The sequence below is a fragment of the Bacillus sp. ME78 genome (assembly GCF_903970865.1).
Lineage (GTDB): Bacteria > Bacillota > Bacilli > Bacillales > Bacillaceae_G > Bacillus_A > Bacillus_A cereus.
Window position 1 is genome coordinate 1 of the sequence record NZ_CAJCKK010000033.1, and the last position, 16,586, is coordinate 16,586.

The window sequence follows — 16,586 nt, forward strand, 5'->3', positions numbered from 1 at the left end:
ATCTTTCCATTCACACTTACCCGGAACAAAATTTTGCAGCTATTGACTGTTATACTTGCGGTACAACCGTTGAACCACAAATAACGATTGATTATATCGTAAATATATTAAAACCGGAACGGATGCATATAAAAAGATTAATTCGTGGTATAGGAGAAATTGTTACTGCCGATTAATTATAACTCTTACTCATCTGAAAAAAAGGAGGATTGTAAATACCATCAGTGGGATGAACATTCCACTGATGGTACAGGCACATACATAAAATGAAATTTTAATTACTGGGAGTTTTACTGCCCGTTAATTCGAGATAAAAAAACCTTGCATAAGCAAGGTTCATTCATCCACCGACATCTTCCTATATAACTCTACAAACTCACTCGCTAATTCTTTCACCGTAATTGCATTCATTAAATGGTCTTGTGCGTGTACCATTAAAAGAGTAACTTCGGTCTTCTCGCCACCAGCTTCTTTCTGGATAAGCTCCGTTTGTACACGGTGCGCCTCTTTTAATTCCTCTAGTGCTTCTTGTAATTTAGCTTCAGCTTCTGTAAACTCCCCACGCTTCGCACAATCAATTGCTTCCATTGAACAACTTCTCGCGTTTCCTCCATGCAAGATTAAATGAAAAGCTTTCGTCTCTATCGTATCCATTTTAGTTATTTACTCCCCCTTTTCTTCCGCCAGTTTTTGTTTATCCCATATTTTTAAGAACGGTAAATAAATGAAGAATGCTAGCGCAAAGTTAACAAGTTGCAAAATAACACCTGAAATTTTCCCGCCCGATCCTAAATATCCACTAAAAAGAATAGGTGTCGTCCAAGGTACAGCGGCCCCACTCGGACGTGCGACCCATCCCCATTCCATTGCAAAGTAAGAAACAATTGTTAACACAACTGGAACTAATATAAATGGAATTAGTAAAAGTGGGTTCATTACAATCGGCATACCAAAAGTTACCATCTCATTAATATTAAATATACCAGGTGCAATTGACAATCTCCCTAAACTTTTTAATTGTTGACTTCGTGCAAATAGTAACATTCCGACAACTAGAGCAAGCGTTGCACCAGAACCGCCCATATAAATCCATAAGTCAAAAAACTGTGCCGTAATTGTATTTGGTACATCTTGCCCAGCTTGAAAAGCAACTCGATTTTGATCCATTAACGACAACCAAACGGGGCTCATTACACCACCAACAATAGTAGCACCATGAATTCCACACGACCAAAGAACATGAACGAGAATAACTGCTATTATTGCGCCCCAAAGACTAGCACCAAGTACACTAAGTGGTTCCTGTAAAATTTGTCCTACGATATTATGGATACTGCCAAAAGAAGTATTTTCTATAATTAAGCGTAAAATCCAAATAACTGTTACAACAATAAATCCTGGAACAAGTGCGGCAAATGAACGCGTGACAGCTGGTGGAACTGTCTCTGGCATCTTTATAATTATCTTTTTTTGTACAATAAACCGATAAAGTTCAGTAGATATAAGTGCAATAATCATTGCTACAAATAACCCTTGGCTTCCCATTAATGCTGCTGGGATAGCGCCTTCTACAAGTACACTCTCTTTTGTACTTGGTATAATATATGCAACTTGAAATGGAGTCGCAAGTAAAAACGTCACAAGCGACAATGCCCCGGATGCTAAAGCATCCACTTTATAATACTCTCCAAGCCTGTAAGCGATTCCAAAAACAGCTATTAAAGCCATTATATTAAAAGTTGCACTAACTGGATACCCTAAAGCTCTCTGCCAATTCTCACCAAACAAACCTGCCATAAACTCGTTATATCCAGGTATCGGCAGTGCACTAATAATGAGGAAAAACGATCCAATAATTAAGAAAGGCATCGTTAAAATAATTCCATCTCGAATTGCTTGCAAATGCCTCTGCTCTGCAACCTTCCCTGCTACCGGCATCACGTACTTCTCTAAAAACCGTATCATCTATCCCACTCTCCTCATGGTTTCATTGACAAAGCTGCTTGCAAGATAGCTTCTCCATTACAAAGTCCGTAATGAACGGATTGAATGACATCAACAGGTATCCCTTTATCCTTACATAATTCTTTCATTTTCGGTAATAAATAACGTACTTGCGGTCCAAGTAAAAGGACATCAGCTTTATCAATATGACTATTCACTTCAGAACCTGATACTGCCCAGATTTTTACTTCTATCCCTCTTGCCTCTGCTGCTTTCTCCATCTTTGTAACAATCAAACTGGAAGACATTCCCGCTGCACAGCAAAGCAAAATATTCATTCCGCTTCCCTCCCCCTTTTTCTGAACCTAAGTTATGGTGCATCCCTTGCCACCACTAGGTTACAAATATATATGTCTAGATTTCCTGCTGTATGCCGAGCTTAAAAACAAAAATTTCTTGGTTTTCACGCTATTCCATTTATCCGTATTCTCCTAGTAAAGAGGACTCTAACTCGCTATAATGATTCAGTATGATTTTTTTAATTGATAGGAGGATATATTTATGAAGGCATATCGCTTTCCACTTATTTTATTATCTTCTATCCTAATTGGTGGTTTCATTGGTTATTTCATGGGTGCCGATGCAGTTGCTTTAAAGCCGCTTGGTGACATTTTCTTAAACTTAATGTTTACGATTGTTGTACCTCTAGTGTTCTTTAGCATCGCATCGTCTATTGCTAATATGGATGGATTAAAACGTTTCGGTAAAATTATGTCTAGTATGGCTGGGACTTTCTTATTTACAAGTATTTTAGCTGCTATTTTTATGATTATTGTCGTGAAAGTTTTCCCGCCAGCACAAGGTGTTGTACTAGAACTAACACAACCTGACAAAGCCGGCAAAGCTGTTAGTGTTGCAGATCAAATCGTCGGTATTTTAACAGTATCTGACTTCTCGAAGTTACTATCTCGTGAAAATATGTTAGCTCTTATTTTCTTCTCTATCTTAATGGGGATTGCAACTTCAGCAGTTGGCGAAAAAGGAAAACCATTCGCTACATTCCTACAAGCTGGTGCAGAGATTTCAATGAAGGTTGTATCTTTCATTATGTACTACGCTCCAATCGGACTTGCTGCTTACTTCGCAGCATTAGTTGGTGAATTCGGACCACAACTTCTTGGAACTTACTTCCGAGCAGCAATGGTATACTATCCAGCTTCTCTAATTTATTTCTTTGTATTCTTCACATTCTATGCATACCTTGCAGGTCGCAAGCAAGGTGTACAAGTATTTTGGAAGAACATGGTCTCTCCTACAGTTACATCACTTGCAACTTGTAGTAGTGCCGCAAGTATTCCAGCGAACTTAGAAGCAACGAAGAAAATGGGTATTTCTTCAGACGTTCGTGAAACAGTTGTCCTTCTTGGTTCTACACTTCATAAAGACGGCTCTGTTTTAGGTGGCGTATTAAAAATTGCTTTCTTATTCGGTATTTTCAACATGGAATTCGAAGGACCGAAAACATTAGCAATCGCACTTGTTGTTTCTTTATTAGTAGGAACAGTAATGGGTGCTATTCCAGGCGGTGGTATGATTGGTGAAATGTTAATCGTATCTCTATACGGTTTCCCGCCAGAAGCACTGCCAATTATCGCAGCAATTAGTACAATCATTGATCCACCTGCAACGATGTTAAACGTAACAGCAGATAACGCTTGTGCGGTAATGACAGCTCGCCTTGTAGAAGGTAAGAATTGGATCAAAAACAAATTTGCTTAATAGCTAGAAAGAGGATGCTCTAAACGAGCATCCTCTTTTTGTCGTTATTTGTTGATAAGTTGATATTTCCTCTCGCCACAAATTTGTTAAAATCTTCACAAATATTCCACATCCATTATCCATTCTCCGTACTATAATCATGTATGGAAAAGGAGATGGAAATAATGACACAAAGCGCACCTGAATTTAAAGTTTTGCAAAGCATTGCATTTCTCGCTGTCGTTTTGCAAAGTTCCTTATTATATACAATGAATCAAGGAAATGTCTTACTTGAGCAATCCCTCATTATGGGCATGCTATTTAATCTTGCAAAATTCTCAGCACCAGCATTCATATTTATCGTTGGATTTCACTTAATTCGTCACTATACGAAGCAATTAGTATATAAAGAATATATTTCTGAAAAAGCGACACACTTACTCATTCCTTATTTCTTTTGGTCTATTCTTTACTTATTAACAACAAATGATCTTATTACATTACAAGGCGGAATAAAAAGTTTATTACTCGGAACAGCCGCGCCCCATCTTTGGTACGTTATTATGATGTTCCAAATTCACTTATTGTTCCCTTTACTATGCACACTTTTTTATTGGTTTCAAAAACGAACAGAAAATAAAAAAGACATATATAAATATATGACCTTTTTCGCTTGCCTATATTTTCTATTAATGTGGTTCTCTTCTCACTATATTTTTAATGGAGAAAAATTAACAAGTTCAACAATTTTACATTATACAGATCGATCATTTCTATTCTACTCATTCTATTTCGTTATGGGTGGCATTGCCGCTGTAGCACTAAAAACTTGGCGTCTATTCGTCATGAAACATATCCCGCTTATAACAATATTATTTTTCATCTTATTTTTATTCATCAATTATGAGTTGTTTAGTTTTTACGGAGCAAACTCTATTCATTTAACTGTTTCTACCTATTTAAAACCATCTATGTTTTTATATATAGTATGCGAAATTATCATACTGTATGTGTTATCTATTATGATAGTACAGCGTCGTGGTTTCTTATATAAAACGTTACGTTTCATTGGAAATTACACGTATGGTGCTTATTTAGCTCACTTATTCTTCTTGCAACTATGCACAAAGTTTCTTTCTTTATTCACACTGCAAGAAAATACTATATTATATAGCCTATTACTATTTGTGTTAACGGCTATTATCTCTATTTCAACAATGTTCATTTGTAGCACAATACCATTTCATACTTGGATTACAGGTCCTTCTCCTACAACAAAGATGAAATGGACGAAGGTTGTATTCCGAAAAAATCATAAAAAACTATTCAAGCCATATATTTGATATAATGATACGCATATAAAAAGAAAGCGAGAGACACCTATGATTAATCAAGTTGGACAAATTATGCTATATGTAAATAACCAAGACGAAACATTACAATTTTGGACAGAAAAAGTAGGGTTCCAAATCATTGCGGAAGAGAATAACGGAAACGGATTCCGCTGGATTGAAATTGCACCGGCGAAAGAAGCAGGAACAAGCATCGTCCTTCACGATAAAGCGTTAATCGCGAAGATGCAACCTGAACTAAACCTTAATACACCTTCACTTATGTTCTTCTCAAATGACTTAGACCGTCTATATAAAGATCTTTCTGAGAAAAATGTCACAGTTGGACAGGTCGTAGATTTACCTACTGGTAGAGCATTCAACTTTGCTGATAATGAAAATAATTACTTTGCAGTAATGGAACGTAAATAAAAAATAAGCTATCCGAAAAAATTGGATAGCTTATTTCATTTTAAGAAACTTGTTCTGCATTCGTTTCTCTATGCTGTATATGGCTCGTGATCCAAGCAATTCCACCGGCAACAACGAGGTAACATAACAATATTAAAATTTGCATTTGTAATTGTGACCAATCTCCTAAAGAGATAACATCTTGTAATCCTCTAAGAGAATGAGACATTGGGAGAAACTGCCCAATTTTACTAAGAACAGCTATGTTTAATTCTCCCGGGAAAGTACCCCCGCTCGTCGCTAATTGCAAGACAAGAAGCGTTACTGCTAAGAACTTTCCAACAAGACCAAATACTGTTACTAACATAAGAATAAATGTCATGAACGTAAAGGAAATAACAATACTTGATAAAACAAAGAGTGGCACACTGGCAACTGCTAATTTCATAACACCTAGCACAACTACATCTACGAGTAGCGCTTGAATAAGTCCAATTAAATATACCAATCCTAGTTTATTAATAAAATGTACCGTTCCGCTTACCTTCATATTTTGTCTGCGGCCAAGAGGTAAAATATTCGATGCCATAATTCCGCCAACATAAAATGCAAGTGATAAGAAATATGGCGCAATGCCTGAACCGTAGTTAGGAACGTCAGAAACTGTTGACTTCACTAACTGAACTGGCTCTGAGAACATCGTATTACGTGCATCATCATTACGAACATCCGCTATCTTCTCTGCGCCCTCTCCCAATTTCGTAGAAAGTTCTTTCGCACCATCATCAAGTTTAACAAGTCCATTTGTTAATTTACCAGCACCGTTATTCAGCTCCGTTCCACCACTCGCAAGCTGGTTTACACCTTCTTGCAATGATGTAAATCCATTTCCCCACTTCGTAAATCCATCAGCCAAATTCGATGCACCATCTGCTATCTTTTGCGTTCCAGCAGTAGCTTCATTTAACTTAACTCCGAATGTATTTATGCCTTCTTCAATCTTATGTTGACCGTCAGTAAGCTTCTTCACACCTTGTGTCAATTGTTGTTGGCTATTATTTAAAGTACTTGTTGCTTTAGCTAGTCCATTAGACGTAGCAACGATTTTTTGAAAGGCGGGATCCTGCTGCACTTCTGGATGATTTTTCACGTACTCTTCTAATTGTTGTTTTATACTATTAGCTTCACCATCCGCTTTTACTTGCCCTTCAGCAAGCTTCTCACTTCCGCTCACCCATTCATTTGTACCGGCACTTAATTCACTAACTCCTGATTGTAACGTTTTTTCACCTTGTGCTAGTAACTCCATACCACTATGAAGTGATGTCGCTCCTTGACTCAGCTCATTTGCTCCCCCGGTTAAAGCAGATTGACTGGATGCAAGCTTGTCACTTCCTTCTTTCAATTTCGATGTCCCATTACTTAAACGATCAATACCATCCGCAAGCTGATTCGCTCCATTTTTTGCATCGGTCGTTCCTTCATGTAACTTCTCAGCACCATTACTTGCATCACTCAATCCTTGTGCCAAATCTTGAAACTTTGAAAAGACACCTTCTGTATAAGATTTCGTAATACTATTTGAGATTTTTGTTTTCATATTTTCAACAGCTGTCGTTCCAATTTGAGCTGCTACAAAGTTTTTACCTGGATTTACTTTGTACTGCAACTTTGCCGGCTCTGGTTTCTCATCCATAAGTGTACTTACCTTTTTAGAGAAATTCTCTGGAATCGTAACAACCATATAATATTTATCTTCTTTTAACCCTTCATCTGCATTTTTTTCTGATACGAAATGAAAAGCTAGTTCCTTATTCTCTTTTAAATTTTTAACAAAATCGTCTCCTGCATGAATTGTTTTTTCATCCATCACAGCACCCTTATCTAAATTCACAACTGCAACAGGTAATTTATCTAATCTTCCGTACGGATCCCAATATCCAGCCAAGAAGAATCCTGAATAAATTAACGGAACAATTAATAAAAAAATTAAAGCGATACGTCCATGTTTATGGTGCCACATCGCTTTCCAATCTTTAAATATAAGTTGAATTCCCTTCATGAAACATACTCCTTCTCCGAATTTAACACCATTAGAATGGTTTAACAGATTTACTATACACGTCACTTTCCATACTGTATAATACATCTTTAATTATCAATTCATTCCTTTTGGTCTATAGAAAGGAGATTCGAAATGGAACTGCTCCAGTTAAAATACTTTCAGACAGTTGCACGACTAGAACATATGACAAAGGCAGCTGAAGAATTGCATATCGCGCAACCTTCACTCAGCAAAACAATCGCTAGACTCGAAAAGGATTTAGGAGTCCCTTTATTTGATCGCCAAGGCCGACAGATTACTTTAAATTCTTTCGGAAAAGTATTTTTAAAAAGAGTAGAGCGTATTTTTCATGAATTAAGTGAAGGGGAACGAGAAATTAAAGATTTAGCCGAATTACAACAAAGCTCTATTACACTGGCCGTTTCTATTCCGAGAATATTACCAGAACTACTTGGCTCTTTTTTAATAGAACATCCTAACGTTCGATTTCAACAATTTCTTGCATCTACTCCTTCTATGAAACGACAACTAGATAATATAGAAATTGACTTTTGTATCTCCTCTGTGCCAATTGAAGGTGAGGAGATTGTTTGGGAACCACTTATTACAGAAGAAATTTTCTTAGTCGTCCCTTCAGGCCACCGTTTATCCGGCCGAGAAAATATCCACCTGCATGAAGTAAAAGACGAACCGTTTATTAGTATGAACACTGGCTACGGATTTCGGCACTTAACGGATGAATTTTGTAAAGAAGCTGGTTTCACTCCGCATATTGCTTTTGAAGTAGATGAACCGACCGTGATTAGCGACCTCATTAAGCAAGGTCTCGGCATCGCTTTTGTTCCAAGTTTAACTTTATTAAAAAACTCTACTTTAGCATCAAGCAAGTTGCGTATTATTGAACCCACTTGTCAGCGAACCATCGGATTAAGTTGGTCAAAAAAACGTTACTTATCAAAAACAGCTCAGCAATTCCGTGAATTTGTGATTGACTACTTCTCTAATATTAGAACGTAAAATTATATGAACAAATAAAAGGTGCCACCCTCATATGGTGGCACCTTTTATTGTTCACTCTTTTTTAATTCCATTTCAGCTAAAAGTGGTAGCACGTTATCAAAAATATGCGTATTATTATTTTCACCTGTTACATATCCACCGTAATATCTACTAAATACGTTGTCATTTCGGAATGTGGCCATATGATCATACAATTCCTTCGCAAACTTTGTATCACCTGTTTGTAGTACGTACAAAATTGTTAATCCGTACGCGGCCGGCGATTCATAATTCACAGTTTGTTTTCCCGTTTCTAAATTGTAACGACCGTATAACTTTCCATCCTCCCGGAACTTCTTCTTTATAAATTCCAAATAAGCAGCTGATGAAAGACCACCTAAACTTCGATGATATGCAACGTATGATTGGTCAATAAGATTCACTTCTTTATCGTACGTAAATGTACCATCTTCTTTATACTCTTTTGGGAATGCCCAGCCATGCCTTGGATAATCAGCTAAAAATTGAACGACTTCCTGATATTGCTGAGCAGAAACTTTGCCGTACTTCTTCATATAGGAGAATGCACGCGGATTTATGTATGATGTTGTTACAAAATTATTTTGTTTCCCGGCATCTGCATCATAATAATCAACATAATAATTATCTTTTTTATTATAACGAAGTACAGCATCACTTAATTGATCGGCAAGGTTTTTATAACGCTCTTCCTTATACATTTCATAAGCACGATATAATTGTTCTATAATACGAAGATCATCTATAAGTGCATTTGTAGCTGACTGCCTCTCTCCCTTTTCAGAGAGTTTCCATAAAACGATATGATTCTTATATATGAAATTATCTTGAATAACCTTTACTTGCTCATCAAATAACGCCTGATCATCTTTATCAAGTGTATACTGTAACCATAATCCCGCCGATTCTGATAATGCTTCACGTCCCTTAGCTTCACCCGTACCTGCCTTAGTATCTACTAAACGATACGTGGCAAGTGTTCCATTGTCATTCACCATATGTCTTAAAATAAAATTTTCTGTACGGTTTCCTTGTAAAGCTGACCAAAATACAATTCCACCTAAAGCGATTAAGAAGATAACTCCAATCCCTATATATAAACGTTTCCGCAATCTTTTCACCTCCCTAGTAAGGCTAACCTTAATTTTATCAGAACATACATAAATTTAAAAAAGACAATCTATTAGATTGTCTCCCCCATTTCTATCCCTCACAAACCTCTTTAGAAGGTTTATATAGCGATTGTACAAGTCGATCATATTCACGACGCGTAATTTCTTTATTATATAGCTTCAATAATAAATCTCTATGCTCTTTTGAAAATGCCATCTTTTTAATGACTTCAGGATACATAAAACACCCTCTCCATTTCACATAAACTTCTTGATTCCGAAAAACAGAACTTATGTTCGCATAAAAGATTATAAAAGATTCCTGAGCAAAAAACAAACAAAACATGACCAACCATTTATTTCTTTCTATTCAAAATATTACAACATTATATTATCATATTCACTTTTTAAATACATATATATTTTTGGTAGTTTTTTTGAATAAATCTTCCAATTCAATCAGAAAATAATGGCAAAAAAGAAGAGGAGTTTACATATGGATACGGTAACATTAGCAAGAGCATTTTTTGGTTCTTCATTAGCATTCCACATTATCTTTGCAACACTTGGCGTCGGACTTTCATTGATGATTTTTATAAGCGAAATACTCTATCACTGGAAGAAAGACTCCGACTATGCCATTATGGCGAAAAGATGGACAAAGGCGTTTGCTATTCTTCTCGGTGTAGCAATTCCAACTGGAACAATTGTTGGTGTGCAAATCTCACTTCTTTGGCCTGGTTTCGCCAAAATTGTTGGGCAAGTTATTTCTGTTCCCTTCCAAATTGAGATTTTCGCCTTCTTTTTGGAGGCTTTATTCATGTCGATTTACGTATATGCAGCTGATAAACTTCCTCCATTTATGAGATTAATCTCGCTATTTTTCGTCATGCTTGGTGCCACGGCATCCGCCGTACTCATTACATCAGCAAATACATGGATGAATACACCAGCAGGCTTTTCAATGAATCCAGATGGATCTGTTTTTAACGTTGATCCGTGGAAAGCTTTCTTTAATCCGAGTTTTGGCACAAGTGCATTCCATGTTGTTATTACGGCTTATGCAACTGGTGCGGCTGTCATTGCTTCTATCGCTGGATTTAAATTATTGAAGAAAAATTTAAGTACACGTGAAATTGCTTATCATAAAAAAGGGCTACTATTAGGGCTTGTCGTTACATTTATTACAGGCGCTACGATGTGGCTTTCAGGACATGAATCAGCGATTGCCTTACATAAACACTCACCTGAAAAACTTGCATCTGCTGAAGCTTTATTTGAAACGACATCACACGCACCGCTATCCATTGGCGGAGTTGTGGATCCTAATACACTTGAACTAAACTACGCACTTGAAATTCCAAACATGCTTAGCTTATTAGTGGGACTAGACCCTAGCACTGTCGTAAAAGGTTTAAAGGAATTCCCACAAGAAACATGGCCACCATTTTATACACATACACTATTCAACTTAATGGTCGGCACTGCTGCGTTTACCTTTGCAGTTGCAGCAATTGCGCTCTTATATTGGTACTTCGTTTACCGAAAAAAGGGAACAGAACTACCGAAGTGGCTACTTTGGGGGGCTGCTGCATGCGGACCAATTATGATGCTCGGTATTGAATTCGGCTGGATTTTCAGTTGTAGCGGTCGTCAACCATGGACAATTTATGGTATGCAACGTACCGTCGATGCATCTACACGCGCTGATTTCGTCGGTCCTTTATTTGTTTTGTTCATCATTTTATATATTGGACTCGCTATTTTAACAGTCTTTGTTCTACGTACATTCTTTAGAAGACATCCATTAAAGAATGATTTACAACACCAAGGAGGCGATTCTCATGCATGAGGAAAGTATTGCAATCATCATCTTATGGGCCCTTATTTTCGTATACAGTATACTAGGGTCCATCGATTTTGGTGCTGGTTTTTGGGGCATGGTATACGCAAAACATCCAACGCTCGCTGCCAAACTTGCGAATCGGTACTTATCACCCACTTGGGAAGTAACAAATACGTTTCTCGTCTTCGTCGTTGTCGCATTTCTCGGCTTCTTTCCGAAAGCGGCCTTTACCCTTGCGACAGTAATGTTCGTACCAGTTATGTTAATTTTAGTGCTCGTTGCAGTACGTAGTACATTTATGGTGTTTGCTTACTCCTTGCCGAAATATCAGTACCTTCTTCGGGTTATTTCAGGTATTACTGGTCTCTTAATTCCAGCACTATTAATTACCGTTTTACCCGTTACAGAGGGAGCCTATATTACAATGTCTGAAGGAAAAGAAGTACTCTTGTATGGAAAACTTCTTTCTAGCCCGGTTATCTATTGCTATATGCTCTTCGGAATAACGTCTGAACTATTTCTCTCCTCTCTCTTTCTTGCTGATTTTGCGAGAGAACAAAGTTCAGAAGATACGTATAGAATTTATAGAAGAAATGCCATCATCCTTGGTCCTGCAACGCTCGTTACGGCGATCATCGCCCTCGTTGTAATGGATCCTGAAACACATTGGCTTATGCAAGGATTAATAAAGCAATTCCCGTGGTTTACAGTTTCTATTGTTTTATTCGTTATCGGATACTCGTCCCTTTGGTGGACAAACAAAAAGTACAATACACTAGGATATCCTCGCATTGCCGTTTTAGCTGTCGTCGCTCAATATGCATTTGCAAGCTACGCTTACGGCGTCGCGCATTTACCTTATATTATTTATCCTGACGTAACTGTATTTACAAGCTTTACAACGACAGAAACGTTCTATGCACTGCTCATTCTATACGCAATTGGGATTGCAATTTTATTACCAGGATTTATTTTCTTCTGGAATTTATTCTTGAAGGATCGTACTTTTTTGAAGGAAAAATAATATAGTCTTGGGGTCTGTTCCAAAAGGCATTTTGGGATGGGCTCCTTTTGTCATGTTTTGTCGATAAGTCGATATATTTTAAAAATCGCTGATATATTTTGAGTTGCGCCGATATATTTCAATGATCGCTGATATATTTTGAGTTACGCCGATATATTTCAATAATCGCTGATATATTTTCAGTTACACCTATATAAATCTCATTTACTACCTTACTGCCCAATCAATTTATAGACTCCTATCACAATAGTTATTTCACTACTAATGACACTTGTCCTTTAGCATGAAAAACACATATTCGCTTCATCTCGTTATACGTCTAGTTCTTCTTATTTTTTGCTGAATATACTACCAATATAACCTTGAGACAAGCTACATCTATTCAAGGGAAAATAGAAAGGTAGGCAAAATATGAGCATTGAAATATGGATTACTATTATTGTATTCTTCTTAACGATGATTGTTATCTTTTGGCGGCCTCGAGGTTTAAATGAAGCGTGGCCAGCAGCAATCGGAGCTGGTATCATCATAATTACTGGACTTGTATCAAAACCAGACGTCATGGATATTATAAGTAAAATTGGCGGTGCTTCCATAACAATATTAGCGACCATCGTCATGGCAGTTATATTAGAAAGCTTCGGCTTTTTCCATTGGTCCGCAGCGAAACTAGCAAATCTAGCAAAGGGTTCTGGACGCCGCTTATACTGGTATATTCAATTATTATGTTTTCTCATGACTCTTTTATTCAATAACGACGGTAGTATTTTAATTACAACTCCAATTTTAATTCTTCTTCTAAAAAATCTTCAACTAAAACCTCATCAGCAAATTCCTTATTTATTAAGTGGTGCTTTAATCGCTACGGCATCTAGTGCGCCAATTGGTGTAAGTAATATCGTAAATTTAATCGCATTAAATATCGTTAATATGACTCTTTATATGCATACTGCTATGATGTTTGTACCTGCAACATTAGGCTTATTATTTATGTCATGGCTCATGTATACAGTTTTGAAGAAAAAACTTCCGAAAAAATTACCTGTTTCTTCATATGATATTGAAGAAATTTTCTTCACGAAAAACTTCCATCCACTAAAAGGAAATAATTCTGTTGATACGAAACAAAAACGGACAAGATTCATGTTAAAAGTATTAGGTTTCGTCTTCCTTATGCGCTGTCTTCTATTCGTTGCATCCTTCTTATCCATCCCAATTGAAATCGTTGCAGTACTTGGTTCACTCGTTCTTCTCATTTGGAGATGGTACTACTTACGAACAAATCCTGTCGACATTTTGAAAAAGACACCGTGGCACATTTTAATTTTCGCCTTCTCTATGTACGTCATTATTTACGGACTCCACAACGCAGGATTAACAGCTGCACTTGTACAATGGCTCGAGCCAATTGTGAATCAGCATCTACTCTATGCTAGCTTTGCAATGGGCGGACTTGTATCCATCCTCTCTAACGTCTTCAATAACCATCCTGCCCTTATGATTGGTACAATTACATTAACAGAAATGGGACTAGATCCAGTCACATTAAAAACAATCTATCTTGCAAACATCATTGGTAGTGACATCGGTTCACTATTACTACCAATTGGTACACTAGCTTCACTCATTTGGATGTATATTCTGAAACAAAACAAAATTAAAGTAAAATGGAAAGACTATTTAAGTGTATCCCTTATCGTTATCCCGCTCACAACAGTCGTCACACTATTCCTCTTATTCTACTGGGTACATCTCTTCTTCGCCTTATAAAGTGAAACTTTAATCAGTGGGGGTTTTGTTCATCCCCCACTGATTATTAGCCTTAACCAATCGGGCTTTTACGGGCAGCCCGACCCCGACCTAACTTCTTTGCTTCCGCTGAATTTTGAGGTGGGGGTCTTACTGCCCACAAATAGCGGGATAAACAACAGAAGCCCCATTTGCTACCGTCTTAGCAAATGGGGCTTCTTCTATAATAAAGTTAGGTACTACAGTGTGATCAATCAAGTAAAGAGGTGTAACGTGTTATTGATATAAATGACTACCAGCTTCTTTAAATTCTTCTGCTTTCTCTTTCATTCCTTTTTCAATTGCTTCTGTCGTTTCTAAATCATTTTCTTTTGCATATTCACGGATATCATGTGAAATTCTCATACTACAAAACTTCGGTCCACACATTGAACAGAAGTGAGCTGTCTTTGCCCCTTCTGCAGGCAACGTTTCATCGTGATATTCCATCGCACGTTCAGGATCTAAAGATAAATTAAATTGATCGCGCCAACGAAATTCGAAACGTGCTTTTGAAAGTGCATCATCACGCTGATGAGCCGTTTTATGTCCTTTTGCAAGATCAGCCGCATGCGCTGCAATTTTGTACGTAATAACACCCGTGCGTACATCATCTTTATTCGGTAAACCTAAATGTTCTTTCGGCGTTACATAACAAAGCATCGCCGTTCCAAACCAACCGATCATCGCAGCTCCAATTGCCGATGTAATATGGTCATAACCTGGTGCAATATCTGTCGTTAGTGGCCCAAGTGTATAAAACGGCGCGCCCTGACAAATATCAAGCTCTTTCTCCATATTCTCTTTAATTAAGTGCATCGGTACGTGTCCAGGTCCTTCGATCATAACTTGCACATCATGTTTCCAAGCAATTTTCGTTAATTCACCAAGTGTTTCAAGCTCAGAGAATTGTGCTTCGTCATTTGCATCTGCAATCGATCCTGGACGTAATCCATCTCCAAGAGAGAACGAAACATCGTACTGCTTCATAATTTCACAAATCTCTTCAAAATGAGTATATAGGAAGTTTTCTTTATGATGGAATAAACACCACTGCGCCATAATCGAACCACCACGCGAAACGATACCTGTCGTACGCTTTGCAGTAATTGGAATGTAACGAAGTAATACACCAGCATGAATCGTAAAGTAATCCACGCCTTGCTCCGCTTGCTCAATTAACGTATCACGGTACACTTCCCACGTTAAATCTTCTGCAATTCCATTTACCTTTTCAAGCGCTTGATAAATCGGCACAGTTCCAACTGGTACAGGCGCATTACGAATAATCCACTCACGCGTCGTATGAATGTTTTTACCTGTAGATAAATCCATAATCGTATCTGCACCCCAGCGAGTAGCCCACGTCATCTTTTCTACTTCTTCTGCAATAGAAGAAGATACAGCAGAGTTTCCGATATTCGCGTTTACCTTCACATGGAAGTTACGCCCGATAATCATCGGTTCAGCTTCTGGATGATTAATATTCGCTGGTAAAATAGCGCGGCCTTCTGCGATTTCCTTACGAACAAACTCCGGCTCTACTCCTTCACGAATTGCAACGTATTCCATCTCAGACGTAATAATGCCATTACGCGCATAATGCATTTGCGTAACATTTGCACCTTGCTTCGCTCTAAGCGGCTGGCGATCCATTTGCGGGAAAACAGGTGTATGTTTCGAAGCCACTTTCACACCATCATCCTCTGGTTTCACCTCGCGCCCTTCATATGCCTCTACATCCCCGCGCTCCATGATCCAAGAATGACGCGGCGTTGGAATTCCCTTTTCCAGCTCCACTTTATACGCCGGATCCGTATAAGGACCGCTCGTATCATACACACGGACTGGAGGATTTGGGATGCCGTTCGTTTCGCTTTGTTCAATCTCACGCATCGGCACTTTCATGCCTGCGCGTGGTCCATCCACATATACTTTCTTACTCCCTGGTAAACTCGATTTCAATTCAATTTGCTCAGCTGAAACAGACTGTTTCATAACCTTTGTTGCCTCCCCTGTTCGTGACAAGGACGAGATATGGCCAGCGCATGCCAAAATAAAAAGAGCCAGGTCCATAAAAAAATAAGGACCTGGCTCATAAAAGACATCATTATGTAAAGCCGTTAACTTCCCTACGCTGGTACGAGCCAGATCAGGTCCAAAGGGTTAAGAAGATCACGCGCTTCTCTCTCAGCCTACGCATACGTTAGGCACCCCTAGTTTATCACTGATTTAATTTTCAATACTTTCCCATCATACACGATAATCT

Annotated in this window: 15 protein-coding genes and 1 riboswitch; of the genes, 8 read left to right on the forward strand and 7 right to left on the reverse strand. The window is 37.9% G+C overall.

The features are described from left to right. Positions 1–176: S-adenosylmethionine decarboxylase (locus tag H6481_RS24220; protein ID WP_182813399.1), on the forward strand; the 176-nt coding region annotated here is incomplete at its 5' end. 160 nt (positions 177–336) lie between these two features. On the opposite strand, the gene H6481_RS24225 is transcribed toward H6481_RS24220, so the two are convergent. The 3 genes from H6481_RS24225 to H6481_RS24235 are packed head-to-tail and all read right to left on the reverse strand — an operon-like array spanning position 337 to position 2,282. After that, positions 337–654, reverse strand: coding sequence for a PTS lactose/cellobiose transporter subunit IIA (locus tag H6481_RS24225; protein WP_000379645.1), 318 nt, complete (start codon positions 652–654; stop codon positions 337–339). A 9-nt stretch (positions 655–663) separates the two neighbouring features. Next, positions 664–1,965 carry a PTS cellobiose transporter subunit IIC gene (gene celB, locus H6481_RS24230; protein ID WP_000617789.1) on the reverse strand — a complete coding sequence of 434 codons (1,302 nt, stop codon included), beginning with the start codon at positions 1,963–1,965 and terminating at the stop codon, positions 664–666. A 14-nt stretch (positions 1,966–1,979) separates the two neighbouring features. After that, a complete protein-coding gene (locus H6481_RS24235) occupies positions 1,980–2,282 on the reverse strand; it encodes a PTS sugar transporter subunit IIB (RefSeq protein WP_001023543.1) in 303 nt (100 codons plus the stop codon). 223 nt (positions 2,283–2,505) lie between these two features. Here H6481_RS24235 and H6481_RS24240 point away from each other — a divergent pair, with 223 nt between their 5' ends. From H6481_RS24240 to H6481_RS24250, 3 genes are all read left to right on the forward strand, one after another. Further along, complete coding sequence (locus tag H6481_RS24240; RefSeq protein ID WP_000649376.1) at positions 2,506–3,723, forward strand: dicarboxylate/amino acid:cation symporter; 1,218 nt, start codon at positions 2,506–2,508, stop codon at positions 3,721–3,723. Positions 3,724–3,887: 164 nt separating this feature from the next. Then, the gene (locus H6481_RS24245; RefSeq protein WP_095689992.1) at positions 3,888–5,045 is read left to right on the forward strand and encodes an acyltransferase; all 1,158 of its coding nucleotides are present in this window, start codon (positions 3,888–3,890) and stop codon (positions 5,043–5,045) included. Positions 5,046–5,084: 39 nt separating this feature from the next. Next, positions 5,085–5,465 carry a VOC family protein gene (locus H6481_RS24250; RefSeq protein WP_182813401.1) on the forward strand — a complete coding sequence of 127 codons (381 nt, stop codon included), beginning with the start codon at positions 5,085–5,087 and terminating at the stop codon, positions 5,463–5,465. A gap of 40 nt (positions 5,466–5,505) precedes the next feature. On the opposite strand, the gene H6481_RS24255 is transcribed toward H6481_RS24250, so the two are convergent. Then, on the reverse strand, positions 5,506–7,506 hold the full coding sequence (locus H6481_RS24255; RefSeq protein ID WP_182813403.1) for a YhgE/Pip domain-containing protein: 2,001 nt from the start codon (positions 7,504–7,506) through the stop codon (positions 5,506–5,508). A 135-nt stretch (positions 7,507–7,641) separates the two neighbouring features. Between H6481_RS24255 and H6481_RS24260 the strand changes: the two genes are divergently transcribed. Further along, complete coding sequence (locus H6481_RS24260; RefSeq protein WP_000421923.1) at positions 7,642–8,526, forward strand: LysR family transcriptional regulator; 885 nt, start codon at positions 7,642–7,644, stop codon at positions 8,524–8,526. A 47-nt stretch (positions 8,527–8,573) separates the two neighbouring features. Here the strand turns inward: H6481_RS24260 and H6481_RS24265 are convergent, their stop codons facing one another. Together H6481_RS24265 and H6481_RS24270 are read right to left on the reverse strand one after the other, a co-directional pair. Next, positions 8,574–9,659, reverse strand: a complete 1,086-nt coding sequence (locus tag H6481_RS24265) for a transcriptional regulator (protein ID WP_140159431.1) — start codon at positions 9,657–9,659, stop codon at positions 8,574–8,576. Between the two features lie 91 nt (positions 9,660–9,750). Further along, on the reverse strand, positions 9,751–9,900 hold the full coding sequence (locus H6481_RS24270; protein ID WP_000283179.1) for a hypothetical protein: 150 nt from the start codon (positions 9,898–9,900) through the stop codon (positions 9,751–9,753). Positions 9,901–10,155: 255 nt separating this feature from the next. Between H6481_RS24270 and cydA the strand changes: the two genes are divergently transcribed. The 3 genes from cydA (at position 10,156) to H6481_RS24285 (ending at position 14,299) form a co-directional block, all read left to right on the forward strand. After that, positions 10,156–11,511 (forward strand): cytochrome ubiquinol oxidase subunit I, encoded by a 1,356-nt coding sequence (gene cydA / locus H6481_RS24275; RefSeq protein ID WP_097961029.1) that lies wholly within the window; start codon positions 10,156–10,158, stop codon positions 11,509–11,511. After that, a complete protein-coding gene (locus H6481_RS24280; protein ID WP_000544183.1) occupies positions 11,504–12,529 on the forward strand; it encodes a cytochrome d ubiquinol oxidase subunit II in 1,026 nt (341 codons plus the stop codon). Before cydA ends, H6481_RS24280 begins: the two co-directional genes overlap by 8 nt. A gap of 411 nt (positions 12,530–12,940) precedes the next feature. Next, positions 12,941–14,299: an arsenic transporter gene (locus H6481_RS24285; protein ID WP_000021123.1), complete on the forward strand. Its 1,359-nt coding sequence runs from the start codon at positions 12,941–12,943 to the stop codon at positions 14,297–14,299. Positions 14,300–14,554: 255 nt separating this feature from the next. Here H6481_RS24285 and thiC read toward each other — a convergent pair whose 3' ends face one another. Further along, positions 14,555–16,315: a phosphomethylpyrimidine synthase ThiC gene (thiC, locus tag H6481_RS24290; protein WP_000814450.1), complete on the reverse strand. Its 1,761-nt coding sequence runs from the start codon at positions 16,313–16,315 to the stop codon at positions 14,555–14,557. Positions 16,316–16,429: 114 nt separating this feature from the next. After that, positions 16,430–16,545: riboswitch (TPP riboswitch) on the reverse strand. Positions 16,546–16,586 lie beyond the last annotated feature (41 nt).